18 protein-coding genes are annotated in these 21,951 nt (G+C 64.2%); 14 read left to right on the top strand and 4 right to left on the bottom strand.

The genetic code is table 11. The annotated features are described in order from the left end of the window. The first annotated feature begins 70 nt into the window (after nucleotides 1–70). From miaA to AC2FL1_RS19175, 6 genes are all read left to right on the top strand, one after another. Nucleotides 71–946, top strand: coding sequence for a tRNA (adenosine(37)-N6)-dimethylallyltransferase MiaA (gene miaA, locus AC2FL1_RS19200; RefSeq protein ID WP_496877986.1), 876 nt, complete (start codon nucleotides 71–73; stop codon nucleotides 944–946). A 41-nt stretch (nucleotides 947–987) separates the two neighbouring features. Further along, a complete protein-coding gene (locus tag AC2FL1_RS19195) occupies nucleotides 988–1,794 on the top strand; it encodes a helix-turn-helix transcriptional regulator (protein ID WP_496877985.1) in 807 nt (268 codons plus the stop codon). A gap of 228 nt (nucleotides 1,795–2,022) precedes the next feature. Beyond that, nucleotides 2,023–3,690 (top strand): ABC transporter substrate-binding protein, encoded by a 1,668-nt coding sequence (locus AC2FL1_RS19190; RefSeq protein ID WP_496824142.1) that lies wholly within the window; start codon nucleotides 2,023–2,025, stop codon nucleotides 3,688–3,690. 144 nt (nucleotides 3,691–3,834) lie between these two features. Next, nucleotides 3,835–4,881, top strand: coding sequence for an ABC transporter permease (locus AC2FL1_RS19185; protein WP_496824143.1), 1,047 nt, complete (start codon nucleotides 3,835–3,837; stop codon nucleotides 4,879–4,881). 14 nt (nucleotides 4,882–4,895) lie between these two features. Next, nucleotides 4,896–6,098, top strand: coding sequence for an ABC transporter permease (locus AC2FL1_RS19180; protein WP_234145040.1), 1,203 nt, complete (start codon nucleotides 4,896–4,898; stop codon nucleotides 6,096–6,098). 106 nt (nucleotides 6,099–6,204) lie between these two features. Beyond that, nucleotides 6,205–8,292: a dipeptide ABC transporter ATP-binding protein gene (locus tag AC2FL1_RS19175; protein ID WP_496877984.1), complete on the top strand. Its 2,088-nt coding sequence runs from the start codon at nucleotides 6,205–6,207 to the stop codon at nucleotides 8,290–8,292. 85 nt (nucleotides 8,293–8,377) lie between these two features. On the opposite strand, the gene AC2FL1_RS19170 is transcribed toward AC2FL1_RS19175, so the two are convergent. Next, a complete protein-coding gene (locus AC2FL1_RS19170; protein WP_496824146.1) occupies nucleotides 8,378–8,956 on the bottom strand; it encodes a lytic transglycosylase domain-containing protein in 579 nt (192 codons plus the stop codon). 208 nt (nucleotides 8,957–9,164) lie between these two features. Here AC2FL1_RS19170 and ssb point away from each other — a divergent pair, with 208 nt between their 5' ends. Together ssb and AC2FL1_RS19160 are read left to right on the top strand one after the other, a co-directional pair. Next, a complete protein-coding gene (gene ssb, locus AC2FL1_RS19165; RefSeq protein WP_496824148.1) occupies nucleotides 9,165–9,689 on the top strand; it encodes a single-stranded DNA-binding protein in 525 nt (174 codons plus the stop codon). A 15-nt stretch (nucleotides 9,690–9,704) separates the two neighbouring features. After that, nucleotides 9,705–10,775, top strand: a complete 1,071-nt coding sequence (locus AC2FL1_RS19160; protein ID WP_496877983.1) for a site-2 protease family protein — start codon at nucleotides 9,705–9,707, stop codon at nucleotides 10,773–10,775. A gap of 11 nt (nucleotides 10,776–10,786) precedes the next feature. On the opposite strand, the gene aroB is transcribed toward AC2FL1_RS19160, so the two are convergent. Both aroB and AC2FL1_RS19150 read right to left on the bottom strand, forming a co-directional pair. Then, nucleotides 10,787–11,899 carry a 3-dehydroquinate synthase gene (gene aroB, locus AC2FL1_RS19155; protein WP_496877982.1) on the bottom strand — a complete coding sequence of 371 codons (1,113 nt, stop codon included), beginning with the start codon at nucleotides 11,897–11,899 and terminating at the stop codon, nucleotides 10,787–10,789. Between the two features lies 1 nt (nucleotide 11,900). Beyond that, complete coding sequence (locus tag AC2FL1_RS19150) at nucleotides 11,901–12,488, bottom strand: shikimate kinase (protein WP_234145034.1); 588 nt, start codon at nucleotides 12,486–12,488, stop codon at nucleotides 11,901–11,903. Between the two features lie 78 nt (nucleotides 12,489–12,566). On the opposite strand from AC2FL1_RS19150, the gene AC2FL1_RS19145 reads away from it, so the two are divergent. The 5 genes from AC2FL1_RS19145 (at nucleotide 12,567) to AC2FL1_RS19125 (ending at nucleotide 18,218) form a co-directional block, all read left to right on the top strand. Next, nucleotides 12,567–12,716, top strand: coding sequence for a hypothetical protein (locus tag AC2FL1_RS19145; RefSeq protein WP_496824154.1), 150 nt, complete (start codon nucleotides 12,567–12,569; stop codon nucleotides 12,714–12,716). A gap of 28 nt (nucleotides 12,717–12,744) precedes the next feature. Continuing rightward, nucleotides 12,745–14,256: a hypothetical protein gene (locus AC2FL1_RS19140; RefSeq protein WP_496824156.1), complete on the top strand. Its 1,512-nt coding sequence runs from the start codon at nucleotides 12,745–12,747 to the stop codon at nucleotides 14,254–14,256. Between the two features lie 3 nt (nucleotides 14,257–14,259). After that, nucleotides 14,260–15,219 (top strand): tyrosine recombinase, encoded by a 960-nt coding sequence (locus AC2FL1_RS19135; RefSeq protein WP_496877981.1) that lies wholly within the window; start codon nucleotides 14,260–14,262, stop codon nucleotides 15,217–15,219. Between the two features lie 63 nt (nucleotides 15,220–15,282). Further along, complete coding sequence (locus tag AC2FL1_RS19130; protein ID WP_496824160.1) at nucleotides 15,283–16,590, top strand: HlyC/CorC family transporter; 1,308 nt, start codon at nucleotides 15,283–15,285, stop codon at nucleotides 16,588–16,590. Continuing rightward, nucleotides 16,587–18,218 carry an MFS transporter gene (locus AC2FL1_RS19125; protein ID WP_496877980.1) on the top strand — a complete coding sequence of 544 codons (1,632 nt, stop codon included), beginning with the start codon at nucleotides 16,587–16,589 and terminating at the stop codon, nucleotides 18,216–18,218. The genes AC2FL1_RS19130 and AC2FL1_RS19125 overlap by 4 nt, the downstream gene beginning before the upstream one ends. Here AC2FL1_RS19125 and AC2FL1_RS19120 read toward each other — a convergent pair. Further along, entirely contained in the window at nucleotides 18,202–19,416 is a 1,215-nt protein-coding gene (locus tag AC2FL1_RS19120) for a DUF2254 domain-containing protein (protein ID WP_496877979.1), read from the bottom strand. The two genes, AC2FL1_RS19125 and AC2FL1_RS19120, sit on opposite strands and share 17 nt — an antisense overlap. A 157-nt stretch (nucleotides 19,417–19,573) precedes the next feature. Between AC2FL1_RS19120 and AC2FL1_RS19115 the strand changes: the two genes are divergently transcribed. Then, a partial coding sequence (locus AC2FL1_RS19115; RefSeq protein WP_496877978.1) for a GcvT family protein occupies nucleotides 19,574–21,951 on the top strand: 2,378 nt, incomplete at its 3' end.

Here is a 21,951-nt window from a genome sequence, read left to right as displayed (position 1 = left end):
GGAAAACCCCGATGGGTTCAATGCGGCATGGCCCCTGTCGGGCAAATGAGATGAACCGGGGCGCGCGGTCATGGCTGTAGGCCCCGCCCTGCCCCCGATCCCCGAGGGTGCACCGGTGCTGATCGCGGGGCCGACCGCCTCGGGCAAATCGGCGCTGGCGCTGGAGATTGCCGAGCGGTTCGGTGGCGTCATCGTCAATGCCGATGCCAGCCAGGTCTATGACTGCTGGCGCGCAATCAGCGCGCGGCCCTCGCCCGACGAGGAAGCGCGCGTACCCCATCGCCTCTATGGGCATCTGCCCTATGATGCGCCCTATTCCGCCGGACATTGGCTGCGCGAGGTGACACCCCTGTTGAACGGCCCCCACAGGCCGATCATCGTGGGCGGCACCGGGCTCTACTTTACCGCGCTGACCGAGGGCATGGCCGATATCCCCGCCACCCCGCCCGATATCCGGGCTGAGGCGGACACCCTGCCGCTCGACACGTTGCTGGCAGGGATCGACCTGGCCACCGCAGCCGGGCTGGACCGGATGAACCGCGCCCGAGTGCAGCGCGCCTGGGAGGTCGAGCGCGCCACCGGGCGGGCCCTGCATCTGTGGCAAGCGTACACGCCGCCGCCGCTGCTGCCGCTGGCGCGCACGGTGCCATTGGTGCTTGAGGTGGACAAGCTCTGGCTGTGGGACCGGATCGCGCGCCGGTTCGACCAGATGCTGGACGAGGGCGCGCTGGCAGAGGTGGCCGCGATGGCCGACCGGTATGACCCGGCGCTGCCCGCCTTCAAGGCGATTGGCGTGCCCGAGCTGATGGCGCATCTGCGCGGTGAGATCACGCTGGACGCGGCGCGCGAATGTGCCAGCATCGCCACGCGCCAATATGCCAAGCGGCAACGCAGCTGGTTCCGCGCCCGCATGGGCGACTGGCATTCTCTATCTGTCGGCGGCTAAGCGGTTGGCATTGGCCACCAAGGCATGCAGGATCGCAGATCATGGCCCATGACCTTACCGAGATCGCGGATATCCGCCTGTCGACGCTGGCGCAACTGATGCCACTGGGGCGCTGGCAGCTGGAGCTTGCGCATGACCGGGGGCACCATCTGTTGCTGTGGGTGACGCGGGGCCAGGGGACCGGGCTGCTGGACGGCGGACGGATCGGGTTCGGCGCCCATAACGCGCTGTTTGTTCCGGCCCGGCACCTGATGGCGCTCGATCCGGGCCGCGGCTGTCTGGGGCAGGCGCTGCTGATCCCCGCGACCAGCGCGATCTCCCTGCCCACGCGACCGCTGCTGTTGCGCGTCCGCGCAGCGGCGGAGCAGACCGAACTGACCGGCCTGCTCGACGCGCTTTCGCGGGAGCAGACCGGCACCCGCCCGCTGCGCGACACCGCGATCGAAAGCTGGGCGCAACTGACGGCGGTCTGGTTGCGCCGTCACGCCGGACAAGACGAGCTGCGCCACCCCGGCGACCGCGCCCGCGACCTGACCCGACGCTATGGCGCCCGGCTGACCGAAACCTTTGACAGCGGCGCCACGGTGGCCGAGCACGCCGCCGCGCTGTCAGTCTCGCCCGAACACCTGACCCGCCTGTGCAAAACCGCGACCGGAATGGGGGCCGCCGAGGTGCTGCACCAGCGGCTGGACCATGCCGCACGCGGGCACCTATGCGGCGGCAACGCCGCCATCGGCGACATTGCACGGCATCTGGGATTCGCCAGTGCCGCGGTGTTTTCCCGATTTGTCAGTCGCCGTTCCGGCCTGTCTCCCCGCGCGCTGCGCGGAAGGATTGCTACGAAATAGACACTCCTGTCTATTTTAGCTGAACATATGAAGGAATTCGACGCGCGAATGTCGCTTTTTGACCAAGTTGTGACGAAACCAATCATTGACGCAGGCCGGAATCTATTGCGGAATAGGCGCATGGGGACGCCAGAATTCCATCGGACGGGAACAGACCCGCAGCAGCGCAGCCGGCGCCACACGGGCCGCAGACCGACCGCTAACTGAAAAAGTCACAGGGAGACTTTCATGACCACACACGAAACCCGCCAGCAGCCGGTACACTGGGCTGCCGAAATGCATGCGCAGGAGTTCCGCGACGGCAAACTGAGCCGCCGTGAATTCCTGACCCGCGCCACCGGCCTGGGTGTCAGCGCCGCCGCAGCCTATGGGCTGATCGGTCTGACCGCGCCGACCCCTGCTGTCGCCTCCGAAGCCAAGCAGGGCGGCACCCTGCGCGTTCAGATGAACGTGCGCGAACTCAAGGATCCGCGCACCTATGACTGGTCCGAACTGGGCAACGAAACCCGCGGCACCATGGAATATCTGGTCGAGTACAACTCGGACGGTACCTTCCGCGGCATCCTGCTGGAAAGCTGGGAGATCAACGACGACGCCACCGTCTACACCCTGAATGTCCGCAAGGGCGTCAAGTGGAACAATGGCGATGATTTCACCGCCGATGACGTGGCGCGAAACATCGCCCGCTGGTGCGACAAGAGCTCGGAAACCAACTCGATGGCGGGCCGTTTCGCCAGCCTGATCGACGCCGACAGCGGCCAGGCGATCGACGGGGCGATCGAAGTGGTCGACAGCCACACCGTGCGCCTGAACCTGCCGAGTTCGGACATTTCGCTGATCGCGGGCATGTCGGACTATCCGGCAGCCATCGTACATAGCTCGTTCAGCGAAAGCGACCTGACCAACAATGTGGGCACCGGCCCCTATGTGATCGAAGAGCTGGAAGTGGGCGTGAAATGCACCCTGGTGCGTAACGAGAACCACACCTGGTGGGGCGAGGCGGTGTTCGGTCGCCCGGCGCTCGACCGGATCGAGTACATCGACTATGGCACCGACCCGTCGGCCTGGTTGTCGGCTCTGGAATCCGACGAAGTCGATATGCTGCACGAATCCGTTGGTGAATTCATCGACGTGATGGATGGCCTGGGCTATGCCAAGTCCGAAGTTGTGACCATGAGCACCGTGGTGGTGCGTCCGAACCAGCTGGCCGAGGTCGACGGCGTGAAACCCTATGCCGACAAGCGCGTGCGCCAGGCCATTTCGATGGCGGTGGACAACGCCATCTGTCTGGAACTGGGCTACGGCGGGCGCGGCGCGCCGGCTGAAAACCACCATGTCGGCCCGAGCCACCCGGAATATGCCGCCCTGCCCGCGCGCAAGCACGATCCCGCCGCGGCCAAGGCCCTGATGGAAGAAGCCGGGATGATGGATTTCGAACACGAGATCGTCTCCATCGACGACGACTGGCGCCGCAACACCACCGATGCCGTGGCCGCACAGCTGCGCGACGCGGGCTTCAAGGTGAAGCGGACGGTTCTGCCCGGCTCGACCTTCTGGAACGACTGGACCAAGTATCCGTTCAGCTCGACCAACTGGAACCACCGTCCTCTTGGCGTGCAGATCTGGGCGCTGGCCTATCGTTCGGGCGAAGCCTGGAACGAGTTCGGCTGGGCCAACCCCGAGTTCGACGCCATCCTGGCCGAGGCGCTGGCGCTGGCCGATGCCGACAAGCGGCGTGAAGTTGTCGCCCGGGGCGAGGCCCTGATCCAGGAGGAAGGCGTGACCATCCAGCCCTATTGGCGCGCGCTCTACCGCCACATGAAAGAGGGTCTGGTGGGCACCGACATGCACATCGCCTTTGAACACCACCACTACAAGTGGGGCTGGGCGGCCTGATCGGCCACCACCACCCGATATCGACCGGAGCGCGCCTTTGGGCGCGCTCCTCCAGCCGCAGCACCGCCCCGCCCTCTTCCGGGGTCCAGACGCCGAAACCAAGGGCGCGACCGCTGCGGACCAGCCTGACCAACAGGGGCTAACATGGGACTTTTCATTCTCCGTCGGTTCGGGGTGATGCTGCTGACAGCATTGTGCCTGACCTTCGTGGTCTTCTTCCTCACGAACCTCTATCCGAACCTCGAAAAACTGGCGAAAACCCAGGGCAACCAGCGGATGAGCGACGAGCAGGTGCAATCCTGGCTCGACAACCGTGGCTATAGCGACCCGCTGCTGACCAAATACGGCCGCTGGCTGGGCGTAATGCCGGGCTTTACCAAGACCCTGAATGACGGCCAGTTCGTCGGAACCTGCGTGCGGCCCGGGCTGACTCCGGAAGAGACGCCGCGGTTTTGCGGCATCGTTCAGGGCGACTGGGGGTATTCGACACGGTTCAAGGCCGATGTGGACGAGATCATCTGGAAACGGCTGGGCAACACGCTCTACCTGATGATGTGGGTGATGATCCTGATGGTGCCCTCGGCTCTGCTGGTGGGCGTGCTGGCGGGCATGCGCGAAGGATCACGTACCGACCGGACGCTATCGACTTTCTCGATCCTCAGCACGGCAACGCCGGAATATGTCTCGGGCGTGATCTTCATCGCGGTCTTCACCTCGTCGACTGTCGGGCTGAAATGGTTCAAGGGTACGGCGACCCAGGCGATGGAAAATCCGACCTTTGAAAACTTCTTCCTGCCGGTGCTGACCATCGCACTTTACGGCATGGGCTATATCGCGCGGATGACCCGCGCCTCGATGACCGAGGTGATGACGGCGCAATACATCCGCACCGCGCGGCTCAAGGGCGTGTCCTTCCCCAACATCGTGATCAAGCACGCGCTGAGAAACGCGCTGATCGCGCCGTTCACGGTGATCATGCTGCAATTCCCCTGGCTTCTCAACGGTGTGGTCATCGTCGAGAGCCTGTTCAACTACAAGGGCTTCGGCTGGGTTCTGGTCGAAGCGGCGGGCAATAATGACATCCAGCTTTTGCTGGCGGTATCGGTGGTTTCGGTCTTCGTGGTTCTGATCACGCAGCTGATCTCGGATATCGGCTATGTCTACCTCAACCCGCGCATCCGCATTTCGTAAGGGAGGAACGGGACATGGAACCTCTCGGTACATTCGAAATCATCATCCGCGTGCTCTATCAGCTGTCTTCGGTCTGGATTGCGCTGCTGCTGCTCTTTGCCCTTTCGATCGCCTTCAAACGGCGGCTGGGTCTATATGGCAAGCTGTTTGACAGTCCGATCGGCATGATCGGCTTTGGGCTGGTGATGTTCTGGGTCTTTGTCGGCATCTTTGGCGCCATGGACCTGATCATCACCCATGACCCGCTGAGCCAGGTCTCGGGCATGAAGAACAAGGTGCCCGGCACGCCGCTGGCGGGCGCCGAGGAAGGTGAATACGCCTGGTATCTGCTGGGCGGCGACAACCTGGCGCGCGACGTGTTCAGCCGGGTGGTCAAGGGCGCCTGGATCGTGGTGCAGATCGCACCGCTGGCCACGCTGTTCGCCTTCATGGTCGGGATCACCCTGGGCCTGCCTGCCGGGTATTACGGCGGTCGGCTGGACACGTTCCTGTCCTTCCTCGCCAACCTGATCCTGGCCTTTCCGGTCATCCTGCTGTTCTACCTGCTGGTCACACCCGAAATCGTGGCAACCGGCCTGCCCACCATGATGGCCATCGTGCTGTTCATGTTCCCGATCATCTTTCTGGGCGTGCTGCTGAACTCGCGCTATCGTACCCAGCCCGCGTTCCGGACACCGTTGCTGATCGGGGTGCTGGGCTTTGCGCTGTGGCTCTATCTGGCGCTGATTTCGGAGAACGGCTATCTGGTGCGCAGCATTCCGGGCCTGCCCTCGGTGCTCGACCCGTTCGACATTCCGGGCGGCATCCTGGTGGTCTTTGTCTCGGTGGTCTTCGTCAACTCGCCCACGGTGTTCCGTATCGTGCGGGGCCTGGCGATGGACATCAAGACACGCGACTATGTCGCCGCCGCCCAGACACGCGGCGAAGGCCCCTGGTACATCATGCTGTGGGAGATCCTGCCCAATGCGCGCGGGCCGCTGATCGTCGATTTCTGTCTGCGCATCGGGTACACCACCATCCTTCTGGGGACCCTGGGCTTCTTTGGCCTGGGCCTGCCGCCGGAAAGCCCGGACTGGGGCAGCACGATCAACGAAGGGCGCAAGCTGTTGTCGATCTACCTGCACCCGGCCCTGCCGCCCGCGCTGGCGCTGCTGTCGCTGGTTCTGGGTCTGAACCTGCTGGCGGACGGGCTGCGCGAGGAAAGTCTGAAGGACTGACGTGATCAAGGCCGGGGGGGCCAGCCCCCCGGACCCCCCGGAGTATTTCGGGCGAAATGAAGAACAAGGGGTCGAGACGGCCCACGCTCCAACAGGGAGATGCATAATGTCGAAACTGGCGGAATATGAAGGGCCGATCCTGGAGATCGACAAGCTGTCGATTTCCTTTTTCACCCGGCTACGGGAAATTCCTGCGGTGATGGATTTCTCGGTCAGCGTGCAGCCCGGCGAGGCGGTGGGACTGGTCGGAGAATCCGGCTGCGGCAAATCCACCGTGGCGTTGGGGGTGATGCAGGACCTGGGCAAGAACGGCCGCATCGTCGGCGGCACTATCAAGTTCAAGGGCCGCGATCTGGCGCAGATGAGCGCCGACGAGCTGCGCAACATTCGCGGCAACGAGATCGCGATGATCTATCAGGAACCGATGGCCAGCCTCAACCCGGCAATGAAGATCGGCAGGCAGCTGATGGAAGTGCCGATGATCCACGAAGGCGTGTCCGCCGAAGAGGCGCGCAAACGCGCATTGGAAGTTGTGACCGATGTGCGCCTGCCCGACCCCGAACGGATGCTGAACAGCTACCCGCACCAGCTGTCGGGCGGCCAGCAGCAGCGCATCGTCATCGCCATGGCGCTGATGTCGAAACCGGCACTGCTGATCCTGGACGAGCCCACCACAGCGCTTGATGTGACGGTCGAGGCGGCCGTGGTCGAGCTGGTCAAGGACCTTGGCAAGAAATACGGCACCTCGATGCTGTTCATCAGCCACAACCTGGGCCTGGTGCTCGAGACCTGTGACCGACTGTGTGTGATGTATTCCGGAGAGGCTGTCGAACGCGGCTCGATCAAAGACGTGTTCGACGAGATGCAGCACCCCTATACCCAGGCGCTGTTCCGCTCGATCCCGCTGCCGGGTGCCGACAAGAACAGCCGCCCGCTGGTGGCGATCCCCGGCAACTTCCCCTTGCCCCACGAGCGCCCGCCCGGCTGCAACTTCGGGCCGCGCTGCGACTATTTCGAAGCCGGGCGCTGTGACGCGCAGGATATTCTGATGGAGGCGGTCCCGGGCAATGACCGCCACCACACCCGCTGCATGAAGTTCCGCGAGATCGACTGGAACGCGCCGATCACGCTCGCGGCACAAAAGGAAAAGGGCGAGATCGGCGAGGTGGTCCTGAAGATGGACAACCTCAAGAAATATTACGAGGTCTCGGCAAACGCCCTGTTCGGCGGCGGCGAGAAGAAGGTGGTCAAGGCCAACGAAACCCTGTCCTTCGAGGCGCGCGAATCCGAAACGCTGGCGATCGTCGGCGAGTCGGGCTGCGGCAAGTCCACATTCGCCAAGGTGCTGATGGGGCTGGAAACCGCCACCGACGGGCAAATCCTGCTCGACAACCGCAACATCGAGCATATCCCGATCGAGGCACGCGATACCAAGACCGTCTCGGACGTGCAGATGGTGTTCCAGAACCCGTTCGACACGCTCAACCCCTCGATGACCGTTGGCCGGCAGATCATCCGCGCGCTCGAGATCTTCGGCATCGGCAAGAATGATGGCGAGCGCCAGCAGCGGATGCTGGAACTGCTCGATCTGGTGAAACTGCCGCGCGCCTTTGCCGAGCGGATGCCGCGACAACTGTCCGGTGGCCAGAAACAGCGCGTCGGCATTGCCCGCGCCTTTGCCGGCGGCGCCCGCATCGTTGTGGCGGACGAGCCGGTCTCGGCGCTGGACGTGTCGGTGCAGGCGGCGGTTACCGATCTGCTGATGGAGATCCAGCGAGAGCAGAAGACGACGCTGCTGTTCATCAGTCACGACCTGTCGATCGTGCGCTATCTCAGCGACCGGGTGATGGTGATGTATCTGGGCCATGTGGTGGAATTGGGCACCACCGACCAGGTGTTCAGCCCGCCCTATCACCCCTATACCGAGGCACTGCTGAGCGCGGTGCCGATCGCCGATACCTCTGTGGTCAAGGAGCATATCGTGCTCGAAGGCGACATTCCGTCCGCGATGAACCCGCCGCCGGGCTGCCCTTTCCAAACCCGCTGCCGCTGGAAATCCGAGGTGCCAGGCGGTCTGTGCGAAAAGGACGTGCCACCGGTGCGCCAGCTGGGCGGCGGCCATCAGGTGAAATGCCACCTTAGCGACGAGGTGCTGGCCAGAATGGGCCCCGTCATCAAGATCGCGGCAGAATAGGCAGAAACACGAAACCCGCAGCCTTCGGACTGCGGGTTTTCTGAAAGAACGGGGCTGTGACGGCGCCCTTTGCGAGTGGGCGGGGTCAGCTGCCCCAGATCACCTTGACGTAGTTCTTGGTCTCTTCATAGGGCGGTACGTCTCCGTATTTCTCGACCGCTTCGGGACCGGCGTTATAGGCCGCCAGCGCCAGGCGCCAGGATTTGAACTTGCGGTATTGCCGCGACAGATAGCGGGCGCCACCGTCGAGGTTCTCATACGGATCGCCCGGATCGACCCCCAGTGCCCGCGCGGTGCCCGGCATCAGCTGAGCCAGCCCCAGCGCGCCCTTGTGCGATTTGGCATGCGGGTTCCAGCCGCTTTCCTGCTGCACCAGCCGCAGGAACAGATCCTCGGGGATATTGTGGCGCCGGGCCGCGTCGCGGGCCATTTGCAGATATTCGCCCTTGTACTTGCCAGCGTACCTGCGTGTTGAAGTGCGCTCGGCGCTCGGCGGTTGCAGGCGCGAGGAGCTTTCGTATTGGCTCGCAGCCCTGGTATCCAGTAGTCGCGCCTGTTTCTGGAACAGGTCGCGCCGGTTCTTGGTCGAAAACATATCGGCACTCGCAGGCAGGCCCGACAGGGCAACCGCGGCCACCATGAAACCGGAAAAGAGTCTGCGCATTGGAAATAACCTGTCCGTAACCCCTTGCCGGCAACTATAGCTGGTTTGGCGGTGAAGAAAACCCTGCCTGCACGCTGGCGCAGATCAGGCGAATCGAGCTACCGGTTTCCCTCTGCCCACGCGCGCGTGTAGGGTCTGTCGGGACGGGTCGGCAAGATTCGGGCCGATCACAACACAAGATGTAACAAGAACAGGAGACGGGGAACCCATGGCTGGCTCGGTCAACAAAGTCATTCTGGTGGGAAATCTGGGCCGCGACCCCGAGGTGCGGACATTTCAGAACGGGGGCAAGGTGTGCAACCTGCGCATCGCCACTTCTGAAACCTGGAAGGATCGCAATACGGGCGAGCGGCGCGAACGGACCGAATGGCATTCGGTCGCCATCTTCAACGAAGGTCTGGTCCGCGTTGCCGAACAATATCTGCGCAAAGGGTCCAAGGTATATCTGGAGGGCCAGTTGCAGACGCGCAAATGGCAGGATCAGTCCGGCCAGGACCGCTATTCCACCGAGGTGGTGTTGCAGGGCTTCGGCTCGACGCTGGTGATGCTCGACGGGCGCAGCGAAGGCGGTAGTGGCGGCGGCTATGGCGGTGGTCAGGGCGGCGGTTACGGCGGCGGTTATGACAGTGGCCCGGCGGGCGATCCCTATGGCGCGCCCTCGGGCGGCGGCAACCAGGGCGGCGGGCGTGGCCCGGCATCGGGCGGCATCGACGACGACGAGATCCCGTTCTAGACCCGGAGGCATATCATGACATGGTCCTTCACTCTCGGCCGTCTCTTTGGCTCGGAACTGAAGGTCCATGTCACCTTCTTTCTGCTCATCGCCTGGATCGGCATTTCGGCCTATCAGATGGGCGGCTGGCCCAGCGCGTTAGAAAATACCGGTTTTGTACTGGCTCTGTTTGCCTGTGTGGTGGCGCATGAATATGGCCATGCCCTGACCGCGCGCCGCTATGGCATCCGCACCCCCGATATCACGTTGCTGCCCATCGGCGGGCTGGCCCGGCTGGACAAGATGCCCGAGAAGCCGGGGCAAGAGATCATGGTGGCGCTGGCCGGTCCAGCGGTGAATGTGGCGATCTGGGCGGCGCTCACCCTTGTTGGTGTCGATACCAGGTTCGAGACGCTGACCGCCATCGACAGCGCCGAACCCGATTTCCTGGGCCGGCTGGCGATGCTCAACCTGTTCCTGGCGGTGTTCAACCTCATCCCCGCTTTTCCGATGGATGGCGGGCGCGTCCTGCGTGCCGCGCTCAGCCTGACGATGGACCGGGTGCGCGCCACCCGCATCGCCGCCGCTGCCGGGCAGCTGGTAGCGCTGCTTTTCGGCTTTGCCGGTCTCAGCGGCGGCAATCCGGTACTGGTGCTGATCGCGGTCTTCGTCTTTATTGCTGCCAATGCCGAGGCGCAGGATGTCGCCATGCGCGCCGTGACCCGCCGCCTGCTGGCACGCGACGCGATGATCACCCGCTTCGAGGTGCTGGGTCCCACCGACACGCTGGCCACCGCCGCGCAGGCGGTGCTGCACACCACTCAGCATGAGTTTCCGGTGCTGGATGGCGATGGGAAACTCTTGGGATTTGTGACACGGGCGCGGCTGTTTGCGGCGCTTGCCTCGGATCATCCACGCTCGGACTCGGCGGAAACCGTGATGGAGCGTGACATCCCGCAGGTTACGCTTTCCAGCGGGTTGGAGACGGTGCTGGATGCCCTCTATCAGGGGGCGCCCGCGGTCGCCATCACCACAACTGATGGGCGGATGCTGGGCTATGTCACGCGCGAGAACGTGGGTGAGCTGATGGTGATGCAGGGGCGATAATCGCCCCCTTTTCAGCAGCTTGCCAGAGCATCCTCAAGCACGGACAGCACCGCCGAGCGCGGGACGTCCGAGGTGACGAAGGCCTGTCCGATGCCGCGCGCCAGGATAAAGCGCAACTGGCCATCCACCACCTTCTTGTCCTGTGCCATCAGGTCGACCAACGCCGCTGCACCCGGCAGATCGCCGGGGATATCGGCAAGATCGGTCTTCATCCCCATTGCCTTGAGATGCGCGCGCACCCGGCTTGGGTCCTCTTGCGAGCAAAGCCCCAACCGCGCCGACAGTTCGAACGCCAGCGCACAGCCGATCGCCACCCCTTCGCCATGCAACAACCGGTCGGAATAACCGGTCGCTGCCTCGAGCGCGTGGCAGAAGGTATGGCCCAGATTCAAAAGCGCCCGGTCACCCTGTTCGGTCTCGTCGCGGGCGACGATATCGGCCTTCATGTGCACCGAGCGGGTCACCGCCTCGACCCGCGCGGCCATGTCGCCCGCGGCCAGCGCCCGGCCCTGCCCTTCGAGCCAGTCAAAGAACGCGGCATCGCCCAGCAGCCCGTATTTCACCACCTCGCCATAGCCGGCCAGAAAATCGCGCGCCGTCAGCGTGCCCAGCACCGAAGTATCGGCCAGCACCAGCGAGGGCTGGTGAAAGGCGCCGATCAGGTTCTTGCCGTGGGTGGCGTTGATACCGGTCTTGCCGCCAACCGAACTGTCCACCTGCGCCAACAGCGAGGTCGGGATCTGCACAAACCGCACGCCCCGGCGCAGAATCGCGGCAGCAAAACCCGCCAGATCGCCGATCACGCCACCGCCAAAGGCCACAACGATATCGTTGCGCTCGACCTTCTCGGACAGCAGCCAATCGACCGCGCGTTCCAGATGCGGCCAGCTTTTGGTGGCCTCGCCCGGCGGCAGCGCCAGCGCCTGCATCGTGATCCCGGCGGCAGCCAGACCTTCACGCAGCGCCTCCAGATGCAGGCTTGCCACCGTCTCGTCGGTCAGCACGCAGACCCGGCGCCGTTTCAGCAGGGGCGCAATGCGCGCGCCCGCCTCGGCCAGCAGCCCCGGCCCGATTTCCACATCATAGCTGCGCGCCCCCAGCGCGACATGCACCGTGTTCATCATGTCAGCTCAGTTCCAATACATCCTTGCGCGTTGCCAGCGCCGCGATCACCCGGTCGACCATCTGCTCGATCGAGGTTTCACCATCCGAAATCACACAGAGATCGGCCTCGGAGTAAAGCGGCACCCGCGCCTCATAAAGCGCGCGCAAGGTCGCACGCGGATCGGCAGTGCGCAGCAGCGGGCGGGTGTCCTTGTGCCGGACCCGGTTCCAGAGCACCGAAAGATCGGCCTTGAGCCAGACCGACACGCCACGCTCGGAGATCATCCGGCGATTCGCCTCGGCCAGAAAGGCGCCGCCACCGGTGGACAGCACGCAGGGCGCCCCCTTCAGCAGCCGCCCGATGACCTGGCTTTCGCGATCGCGAAAGAACGCCTCGCCGTCACGCTCGAAAATCTCGGGGATCGACATGTTTGCCGCGTTTTCGATCTCGGCGTCGCTGTCCAGAAAGGGCACACCCAGACGCTGCGCCAGGGCACGGCCCACAGCGGTTTTACCCGCCCCCATCATGCCCACCATGACGACGGTCTTGTGCAGCGCGGCGGCGCCACCATCTATTGTTTTGGCCGAGTTATGCTCAATTTTGCTCATTGTCCTCTGAATGACGTGATCTTGTGAAAAAGGCCAGTTATAACTTGGGCAAAAGAACGAAAGAGGCAGCGTGAAATCATGGGTCGTCTGATCAAATTCCTGGTCTACATTGTGTGTCTCTGTGCAATCGGACTGATCGGATATGCCTATCTGGGTCCGTTCTTCGGGGTCGATTTCTCGGCTCCGCAGACCGAACAGCGCCTGCCGGTGGTGTTGGATGCCGACTAGGAACAAGGCGATCCTTGGACCTGTCGGGATGGCCGTGCTTCTGTTTTGCCTGCCTGTCTCGGGTTTGACCCAGCAGGCGCCCTTGTCGGCAATCGACTGGCTGGCCAACCCCGCCCCCCAGACCCTGCCGGGCACCGTGCTGCTGGAACCACCGGTTACACAGAGCGGGTTGCTGCCGCAGATCGAGGTTACCCCGCTCGAGGCGCTGCCAATGCCGCTGGGACTGGTCTCGACCAAGCTGACTGGCCTGCCGCTGGACCTGTGGCAGGGCAGCGACCCGGTGTTGCTGGCCGAGCGACTGATGCGGGTGCCGGTACGCGACAACCCGGCGATGCAGACCCTGCTCTATACGCTTCTCTTGTCGGAAACCCGCCCCCCCTATGCCAGCCCGCAGGCCGCGGAAACGATGCTGCTGGCGCGGGTGGACCGTTTGATGCAGCTGGGCGCGGTGGACCCGGCGCAGGCGCTGATCCAACTGGCCGGCCCCACCGCCTCGCAAGAGCGGTTTCGGCGCTGGTTCGACGCGACCCTGCTGACCGGGGACGAGGACAGCAGTTGCGCCGCGCTGGCCGCCAGCCCGCATCTGGCGACCGATTATGCGGCGCTGATCTTTTGCACCGCGCGTCGGGGCGACTGGACATCGGCGGCGTTGACGCTTGAGACAGCCCATGCGCTGGAGCTGCTGCCCCAGGAGACGTTGGCGCTGCTCGACCGGTTCCTCAGCCCGGAGATATTCGAGGACCTGCCGCCACCCCCTGCCCCCGAGCGCCCCGATCCGCTGACCTTTCGCCTGTTCGAGGCGATCGGCGAACCGCTGAACACGTCCGGCCTGCCGCGCGCTTTTGCCAATGCCGACCTGCGCGATCTTGCCGGCTGGAAGGCACAGCTGGAGGCGGCCGAGCGGCTGACCCGGATCGGCGCGCTGACGCCCAACCAGCTGCTGGGCCTCTATACCCAGCGCAGCCCGGCCGCTTCGGGCGGCATCTGGGACCGGGTCGAGGCAGTGCAGCAATTCGAAACAGCCTTGCAAAGCGGCAGCGCCGAAGCGGTGGCCAAGACCCTGCCCATCGCCTGGGCAGCGATGCGGCAGGCACGGCTCGAAGTGCCTTTTGCCCAACTCTTTGCCGAGGCGCTGCCCCCGCTGGACGCGCCCGAGGCCGCCGCACTCGCCTGGCGCATCCGGCTGTTGTCTCCGGGTTATGAAACGGCAGCGCATGACCCCGCGGATACCAGTGGCGACCGCGCCTTTCTTGCCGCGCTGGCCCGTGGCGTTCCCGGTTCGGTCGCCCCGCCCTCGCCCCAGGCCGGGGCCATCGCGGACGGGTTCGACAGTGCCACCGCCCTGCCCCCCGAAATGGAGGTGATGTTGAGTGACGGTCATCTGGGCGAAGCGATTCTCGAAGCGATGGACCGGTTCGGCAGCGGCGCCACCGGCAATCACGACGATCTGGGCGTCGCGCTGGCCCTGTTCCGCCGGGTCGGGCTGGAGGACACCGCGCGGCGCGCGGCGCTGCAATTGATGCTGCTGACGCGGAGTTGACCGATGCCCGCTGCCCCTGCCCATCCGCATCAATGGATCTCGACCTTTCTCGACGCGCAGGCCGCCGAACTGGGGGCAGCAAACAACACGCTGCTGGCCTATGGCCGCGATCTGAAGGATTTCATCGAATGGCTTGAGCGGCGCGGCGTCACGCTGAGCGGCGCCGACCGCGATACGGTCGAGGCCTATCTGGTCGATTGCGACGCACAAGGACTGGCGCGAGCGACCCGGGCGCGACGCCTCTCGGCGATCAAGCAGCTCTATCGCTTTGCCTTTGACGAGGGCTGGCGTGCCGATAATCCCGCCATTCAGATCAAAGGACCCGGGCGGTTGAAATCGCTACCCAAGACGCTGGAAGTGGTCGATGTCGACCGCCTGCTGGAGGCCGCCCGCCAGACCGGCCGCACCAGCGCCGACCGGCTGCGCAATACCTGCCTGATGGAGCTACTCTATGCCACCGGCATGCGGGTCAGCGAGCTGGTCTCGCTACCGGCATCGGCGGCACGCGGTGACCCGCGCATGCTGCTGGTGCGCGGCAAGGGCGGCAAGGAGCGGTTGGTGCCATTGTCCCCGCCCGCGCGCGCGGCGCTTGCGGCCTGGCTATCGGTGCGCGACGCCGCCGAAGAGGACGGTGCCCGGCGCGGCAGCGCCCGCTCGCCGCATCTGTTCCCCTCACGCGGGAAATCGGGCCATCTGACCCGTCACCGGTTCTATCTGCTGATCAAGGAACTGGCGGTTGCTGGCGGGGTCTCGCCCGACACGGTCACCCCGCATACCTTGCGACACGCCTTTGCCACCCATCTGTTGGCCAATGGCGCCGATCTGCGCACCATCCAGACCCTGCTGGGCCATGCCGATGTCTCGACCACCGAGATTTACACCCATGTTCTGGACGCCCGGCTGGCCGAACTGGTGCTCGATCACCACCCGCTGGCCCGCGGTGACAAGCCCGAAACCGAGTGAGCCCTTGATCGCGCCCCCCGCCGACCCCATAACGGATGACAGTGAAACAAGTTTTCAGGACCGATGGACCCCTCAGCCCCCGCGCTCGACAGCGCCTTCTGGATCACGACCGGCGCGATCCTGTTCCTGCTCATTCTCTCCGGCTTCTTCTCGGGGTCTGAAACCGCGCTGACCGCCGCCTCGCGCGGCAAGCTGCGCACCCAGGCCGACAAGGGATCGAAAGGCGCGGAAAAGGCGCTTGCGATCACCGATGACAACGAGAGGCTGATCGGTTCGGTCCTGCTGGGCAACAACCTGGTCAATATCCTTGCGGCCTCGCTGGCTACCGCCCTGTTCACCCGTGCGTTTGGCGAAAGCGGCGTGGCGCTGGCGACGCTGGTGATGACACTTCTGGTGCTGATCTTTGCCGAGGTGCTGCCCAAGACCTATGCCATCACCAATGCCGAAAAGGCCGCTGCGGCTGTGGCGCCGATCATCGGCGTGGTGGTGATGGTGTTTTCTCCGGTGGTGGCCATGGTGCGGCTCTTGGTGCGCGGGGTTCTGCGGCTGTTTGGTGTGCGTATCGACCCCGACAGCCACATCATGGCAGTGCGCGAGGAAATCGCCGGCGCGCTCTATCTCGGCCATTCCGAGGGCGTGGTGGAGAAAGAGGACCGCGACCGTATCCTGGGCGCGCTCGACCTGGCCGAGCGCACGGTCGAGGAAATCATGCTGCATCGCTCGAATATCGTGATGCTGGACGCCGATGCCGAGCCAGAAACCATTCTGGAACACTGCCTGCAAAGCCCCCATACCCGCCTGCCCGTCTATCGCGGCGAGCCCGAGAACATCATCGGCGTGGTCCATGCCAAGGACCTGTTCCGCGCCATGTATGCCCAGGTTGGCGGCAGCGAGGGTCACACCGCGCGGCTCAAGGATTTCGACATCACCCGGGTCGCCAACGCGCCCTATTTCGTGCCCGAGACCACAACGCTCGACGACCAGATGCGCGCCTTCTTGCGCATCCGTAGCCATTTCGCGCTGGTGGTGGACGAATACGGCTCGTTGCGCGGGCTGATCACGCTCGAGGATATTCTCGAAGAGATCGTCGGCGAGATCACCGATGAATTCGACCCCGATGCCGAGATGCCGGTGACCCGTGGCGACGATGGCCAGTTCCTGGTCGAGGGCGCCATGACCATCCGCGACGTGAACCGCGCAATGGACTGGTCGCTGCCCGATGACGAGGCCAATACGGTCGCCGGACTGGTCATTCACGAGGCACAGATGATCCCGACCGTGGGTCAGGTCTTTGCCTTTCATGGCTTCCGCTTCGAGGTGACGGGCCGCGAGGGCAACCGGATCACCGGGCTCAAGATCCGCCCGCTATGACCCGCGCGGGCCGGATCCGGGGCTGGTTCGACGCTGTTGTCCTCGATCTGGGCCGGCAGATGCGCTGGTCGTTCCTGCCGCCGCTGATGGTCTATTTCGCGGCCGGGGCGCAGGGGCTGACCGCCGTTGTCGGCACGTTTTTCGTCAAGGAATATCTGGATGTCTCGGCGGCCTTCATCGCCGGGCTTGCCTTCTGGGCCGGACTGCCCTGGGCGCTGAAGATGCCGCTGGGCCATCTGGTCGACCTGATCTGGCGCTGGAAGGCCTGGCTGATCTATCTGGGCGCGTCGCTGATCGCGGCCAGTTTCGCCATCATGTATGGGCTGGCCACCCGCGCCGAATGGATGCCGGGCATCATGTCGGTCACCGCCTGGTACGTGTTGGCGGTGCTGCTGGCACCCTGTGGTTATGTGGTGCAGGACGCGGTCGCCGACGCCATGTCGGTCGAGGCGGTGCCGCGCCACGATGCGCAGGGGGCCGAGCTTTCGCCCGAGGTGCAGCGTGCCCAGCACACCACCATGCAGACACTGGGACGCTTCGCCCTGATCGGCGGCGCCAGCGCGGTTGCCGCCCTGAACATCGTTCTGTTCGACGGGATCGAAACGCTGGCCCCGGCCGAGAAAGCCGCCCGCTATGGGCATATCTATGCGCTTGCCCTTCTGATCCCCTGTATCTCGATCTCGGGCGTGCTGCTGGCCGGCTGGCAGAAACGGCAGGCCATCGCGCGGATGATCGCGGGCGGAATGGACCGGATGCGTGCACTGGCCATATTCGACCCCGAGGGCGAGAAGGTGCGGTTGAACCACTGGTATTTCTCCGGAGGCGCCATCTTTGTCGCAATGACACTGACCGTCGGGTTGATGGACTTGCCGTTTTCGCAAGAGATCGTATTCGCCGGGTCGATGGCCATCGTGCTGACTCTGATGCGGCAACTGGTGCGCAATCTGGATCAGGCGCATGCGCGCGCCCTGATCGGCACCGCGATCATCGTCTTCATGTTCCGCGCCATGCCGCTGAATGGCGCAGCCTCTTCCTGGTTCGATATCGACGTGCTGGGCTTTGACCAGCAATTCCTGTCGCTCTTGTACCTGATCACCTCGGTATTGACCCTGGTAGGGATGGTGGTGCTGCGGCCGATGATCGCTTCGCGCACCATCGCCGATATCGTGATCCTGCTGACGCTGGCGGCGGGGGTGCTGTCGCTGCCCGGTATTGGGTTGTATTATGGCGTCCACCACTGGACCGCCGCTATGACCGGCGGGATTGTCGACGCGCGGTTCATCGCAATCGTCAACACGGCGGTGGAATCGCCACTTGGTCAGGTGGCAATGATACCCATGCTGGCCTGGATCGCGCGCAATGCGCCCGCAAACCTCAAGGCGACGTTCTTTGCGGTCATGGCCTCGTTCACCAACCTGGCCTTGTCCGCGTCGAGCCTTGGGACCAAGTACCTCAACCAGATCTATACCGTCACCCGCGAGGTCCGCGCCGAGGATGGGACGATAACGATTCCGGCGGATTACTCGCAGCTTGGCTATCTGCTGATGACGGTGGCGGCAATCACCGTGATTGTCCCCCTGCTCACCGTCTGGCTGGTGCAGCAGAGCCGGTTCAAGAGCCGCGACTAGCCCGTTCCAGCCGGTCGCGATCCTCGACCGCGCTCAACCCCGCGAGCCCTCGCGCCAGGCTGCGCGCGGCAGAGCGGCGGGCGGCTTGTTCCAGTTCACCGTCGCTACGCGTGCCTATCGCCGCCAGCGCCCGCTGCAGCGCAAGTTGTACCTCGATATTGGTGGCGCCGTCGCGGGCGATCCTGTCAAAGGTTTCGGCAAACAGGGACTCGGGCGGAAGCGGCCGCAACCAGACGCGGTCGCAAGCCGGGCTTTCGTCGACTTCATCGCGATTTGCCAGCAGCAACAGTGAGGACAGCCGGTCGATCACGGTGATCGCCGTCGATGGGTCGTTGATCCCCGGCGACAGCGCACGGCAAGCCATATCGCCCAACACCGACAGGCCGAAGAGCGGGTCCTGCACGAATGTGCGCGCGCCTTCGATCGCAAAGGCGCGGCAGGCGTCCCCGGTGACCTCTGCGTCCAGATCGCTGGACGCGAACCGGGCCAGTTCCTGCCCCTCTTGCACGTAATCTCCGACAGAGACGGTGACATAGACCTGGGTCTCGGCTTTTTGGGCCAGTTCCTGCAGCATTTCGACAAAGATCTGCTGGACATATCCGGGCTGCGGCGCCCGCAGGACCTGCCCGCCCTCGGGCAGGTCCGTTTCCTCGGTGAGCGCGTGCGCCCCGTAGCAAGGCGTACGCGCCAAGGTGCGCAGCGACACCGCCGCGCGACGTTCAACCTGCGCCAGGGTCTCGCCGAAACTGCCCAGATCCTCCAGATGCGCGATCCAGCGGATGATCGAGACGACGATCAGGGCAATGACCAGCATCGTCATGGCAAACAGCGCCACGCTTTCCTGTTCGCCAAAGATCGGCGTGCGCCGCAGGACCATCCCGGACATGGAGAACAGATAGGCGCCGACAAAGACGGCAAGGATGGAATGGGTGGCGGTGTCATCCTTGAGGATCACATGGGTGCGCGGCCCCCATTGCGACCAGGCGGCGCGATGGGCGCCGGTCATCACCGTCAGCGAAAAGGTGGTCACCGCCAGCATGCTGGTCGCCAGTGTCGCCAGGATCGGGTCCACCGCCGCCGCACCGATGCGGTCGGCCAGCCCCGGCGGGATCAGATCACCCAAAAGTGCCGCCAACGGTACCGACAACAGGCTGAGCGCGGCGATCAGGATGATCCGCACATAGAGCAGCCGCAGCATGCGCCGGGCAATATTCAGGAGTTTATCTCGCAAATCGCCCTCTCGAACCGGCTGCACATTTCATTTGCGACACGTCCCGTCGCAGAGCGACAAGAACCTGCGCCATATCTGCCCTGACTGATAGGTCAGACCTGTCCCTAGACTAGCGGAGACTGAAATGAAAACCACCACCCGAGTGGCCGTCATCGGCGGCGGTGTTGTCGGCTGTTCCGTCCTTTATCACCTGACCAAGCTGGGCTGGTCCGACGTGATGCTGATCGAGCGGTCCGAGCTGACCTCGGGCTCGACCTGGCATGCGGCGGGCGGCTTTCACACGCTGAACGGCGATACCAACATGGCCGCGCTTCAGGGCTATACCATCCGGCTCTACAAGGAGTTGGAAGAGATCACCGGCATGTCCTGCGGGCTGCATCATGTGGGTGGCATCACGCTGGCTGACAATCGGGACCGGTTCGACATGCTGCTGGCCGAACGGGCCAAGCACCGCTTCATGGGGCTCGAGACCGAGATCGTCGGCCCCGAAGAGATCGCCAAGATCGCACCCATCACCAATCTGGATGGAATCATCGGTGCGCTCTACGACCCGCTCGATGGGCATCTGGACCCGTCCGGCACCACCCATGCCTATGCCAAGGCTGCGCGCATGGGCGGCGCAACCATCGAAACGCACTGCATGGTGCGCGAGACCAACCAGCGCCCGGACGGCACCTGGGACGTGGTGACCGACAAGGGCACCATCCACGCCGAACATGTGGTCAACGCAGGCGGCCTCTGGGCGCGCGAGGTGGGCGCGATGGCGGGTGTCTATTTCCCGCTGCACCCGATGGAGCATCAATACATTGTCACCGACGACATCCCCGAGATCTATGAACGCGGCAGTGAACATCCGCATGTCATGGACCCCGCCGGAGAAAGCTATCTGCGGCAAGAAGGGCGCGGACTGTGCATCGGCTTCTATGAACAGCCCTGCAAGCCCTGGGCGGTGGATGGCACGCCCTGGACCTTCGGCCACGAACTGCTGCCTGACGACTTTGACAAAATCGAGGAAAGCATTGAATTTGCTTATAAACGCTTTCCCGTTCTGGCCAGCGCCGGGGTCAAGTCGGTCATTCACGGCCCCTTCACCTTTGCCCCCGATGGCAACCCGCTGGTCGGGCCGGTGCCGGGTATGCGCAACTATTGGTCGGCCTGTGGCGTGATGGCGGGGTTCAGCCAGGGCGGCGGCGTCGGCCTGATGCTGGCGCAATGGATGATCGAGGGCGAGACCGAGCGCGATGTCACCGCGATGGACGTGGCCCGGTTCGGACGCTGGATCAGCCCCGGCTATACCCGGCCCAAGGTGATCGAGAACTATCAGAAACGCTTCAGCGTGTCATATCCGAACGAGGAACTGCCCGCCGCCCGCCCCAACCGCACCACGCCGATGTATGATATCTTTTCCGACATGGGCGCGGTCTGGGGCCAGCAATTCGGGCTGGAGGTTGCCAATTACTATGCCCAAGGCGACGAGCCGACCTATGAAACCCCCTCCTTCCGCCGCTCGGACGCGTTTGCGGCCACCGGCCGCGAGGTGCGCGGTGTGCGTCAAGGCGTGGGCATCAACGAGGTCCACAACTTCGGCAAATACATGGTGACGGGCCCGCGCGCGCGCGCCTGGCTCGACCGGATCATGGCGGGCCGCATCCCGGCGCCGGGGCGGCTGTCACTGACCCCGATGCTGAGCGCCAAGGGCAAGCTGATCGGCGATTTCACCGTTTCCTGCCTGAGCGAGACCGAGTTTCAGCTTACCGCCTCTTACGGGTCGCAGGATTTTCACATGCGCTGGTTCCAGAAACATCAGGAAGACAGCGTAACCATCGAAAATATCAGCGACAAACGTAACGGATTCCAGATTGCCGGGCCAAAGGCACGGGCGGTGCTGACCGCCTGTACCCGCGACGATGTCGACAGCCTGCGCTTCATGGATGTGCGGCGGATGGTGGTCGGCATGACCGACTGTATCGTGCAGCGGGTCAGCTATACCGGCGATCTGGGCTATGAGATCTATTGCGATCCAATGGCGCAGCGGCAACTGTGGTGGACCTTGTGGCAGGCCGGTCAGGATCACGGCATGATCCCCTTTGGCATGCGCGCGATGATGAGCCTGCGGCTGGACAAGTTCTTTGGCTCGTGGCTGCGGGAGTTCTCTCCCGACTATACCGCCGCCGAAACCGGGCTGGACCGGTTCATCGCCTTCAAGAAAGAGGCGGATTTCATCGGCCGCGCGGCCGCCGAGGCGGAGCGCGCCGCAGGCCCTGCCCGCCGGCTCTGTGCCTTCGAAGTCGACGCCAACGACGCCGATGTCAATGCCTATGAACCGATCTGGCTGGAGGGCGCGGTGGTGGGCTTCTGCACCTCGGGCGGCTATTCGCATCACGCTGAAAAATCTGTGGCGTTGGGCTTCTTGCCCACCGACCGCATTGGCGACGGTGTGGCGGTCGAGATCGAGATCCTGGGCCAGATGCGCCCCGCGCGGGTGATCAGCCACCCGCTGTT

The sequence above is a fragment of the Ruegeria sp. YKSF070 genome (assembly GCF_059612725.1).
This window is presented reverse-complemented; position numbering and strand designations above follow the sequence as displayed.

Excerpts from the sequence above, each read along its gene's own strand:
- miaA (WP_496877986.1), top strand. The coding sequence starts at position 71 with ATGGCTGTAGGCCCCGCCCTGCCCCCGATCCCCGAGGGTGCACCGGTG.
- AC2FL1_RS19195 (WP_496877985.1), top strand. The coding sequence starts at position 988 with ATGGCCCATGACCTTACCGAGATCGCGGATATCCGCCTGTCGACGCTG.
- AC2FL1_RS19190 (WP_496824142.1), top strand. The coding sequence starts at position 2,023 with ATGACCACACACGAAACCCGCCAGCAGCCGGTACACTGGGCTGCCGAA.
- AC2FL1_RS19185 (WP_496824143.1), top strand. The coding sequence starts at position 3,835 with ATGGGACTTTTCATTCTCCGTCGGTTCGGGGTGATGCTGCTGACAGCA.
- AC2FL1_RS19180 (WP_234145040.1), top strand. The coding sequence starts at position 4,896 with ATGGAACCTCTCGGTACATTCGAAATCATCATCCGCGTGCTCTATCAG.
- AC2FL1_RS19175 (WP_496877984.1), top strand. The coding sequence starts at position 6,205 with ATGTCGAAACTGGCGGAATATGAAGGGCCGATCCTGGAGATCGACAAG.
- AC2FL1_RS19170 (WP_496824146.1), bottom strand. The coding sequence starts at position 8,956 with ATGCGCAGACTCTTTTCCGGTTTCATGGTGGCCGCGGTTGCCCTGTCG.
- ssb (WP_496824148.1), top strand. The coding sequence starts at position 9,165 with ATGGCTGGCTCGGTCAACAAAGTCATTCTGGTGGGAAATCTGGGCCGC.
- AC2FL1_RS19160 (WP_496877983.1), top strand. The coding sequence starts at position 9,705 with ATGACATGGTCCTTCACTCTCGGCCGTCTCTTTGGCTCGGAACTGAAG.
- aroB (WP_496877982.1), bottom strand. The coding sequence starts at position 11,899 with ATGATGAACACGGTGCATGTCGCGCTGGGGGCGCGCAGCTATGATGTG.
- AC2FL1_RS19150 (WP_234145034.1), bottom strand. The coding sequence starts at position 12,488 with ATGAGCAAAATTGAGCATAACTCGGCCAAAACAATAGATGGTGGCGCC.
- AC2FL1_RS19145 (WP_496824154.1), top strand. The coding sequence starts at position 12,567 with ATGGGTCGTCTGATCAAATTCCTGGTCTACATTGTGTGTCTCTGTGCA.
- AC2FL1_RS19140 (WP_496824156.1), top strand. The coding sequence starts at position 12,745 with ATGGCCGTGCTTCTGTTTTGCCTGCCTGTCTCGGGTTTGACCCAGCAG.
- AC2FL1_RS19135 (WP_496877981.1), top strand. The coding sequence starts at position 14,260 with ATGCCCGCTGCCCCTGCCCATCCGCATCAATGGATCTCGACCTTTCTC.
- AC2FL1_RS19130 (WP_496824160.1), top strand. The coding sequence starts at position 15,283 with ATGGACCCCTCAGCCCCCGCGCTCGACAGCGCCTTCTGGATCACGACC.
- AC2FL1_RS19125 (WP_496877980.1), top strand. The coding sequence starts at position 16,587 with ATGACCCGCGCGGGCCGGATCCGGGGCTGGTTCGACGCTGTTGTCCTC.
- AC2FL1_RS19120 (WP_496877979.1), bottom strand. The coding sequence starts at position 19,416 with ATGCTGCGGCTGCTCTATGTGCGGATCATCCTGATCGCCGCGCTCAGC.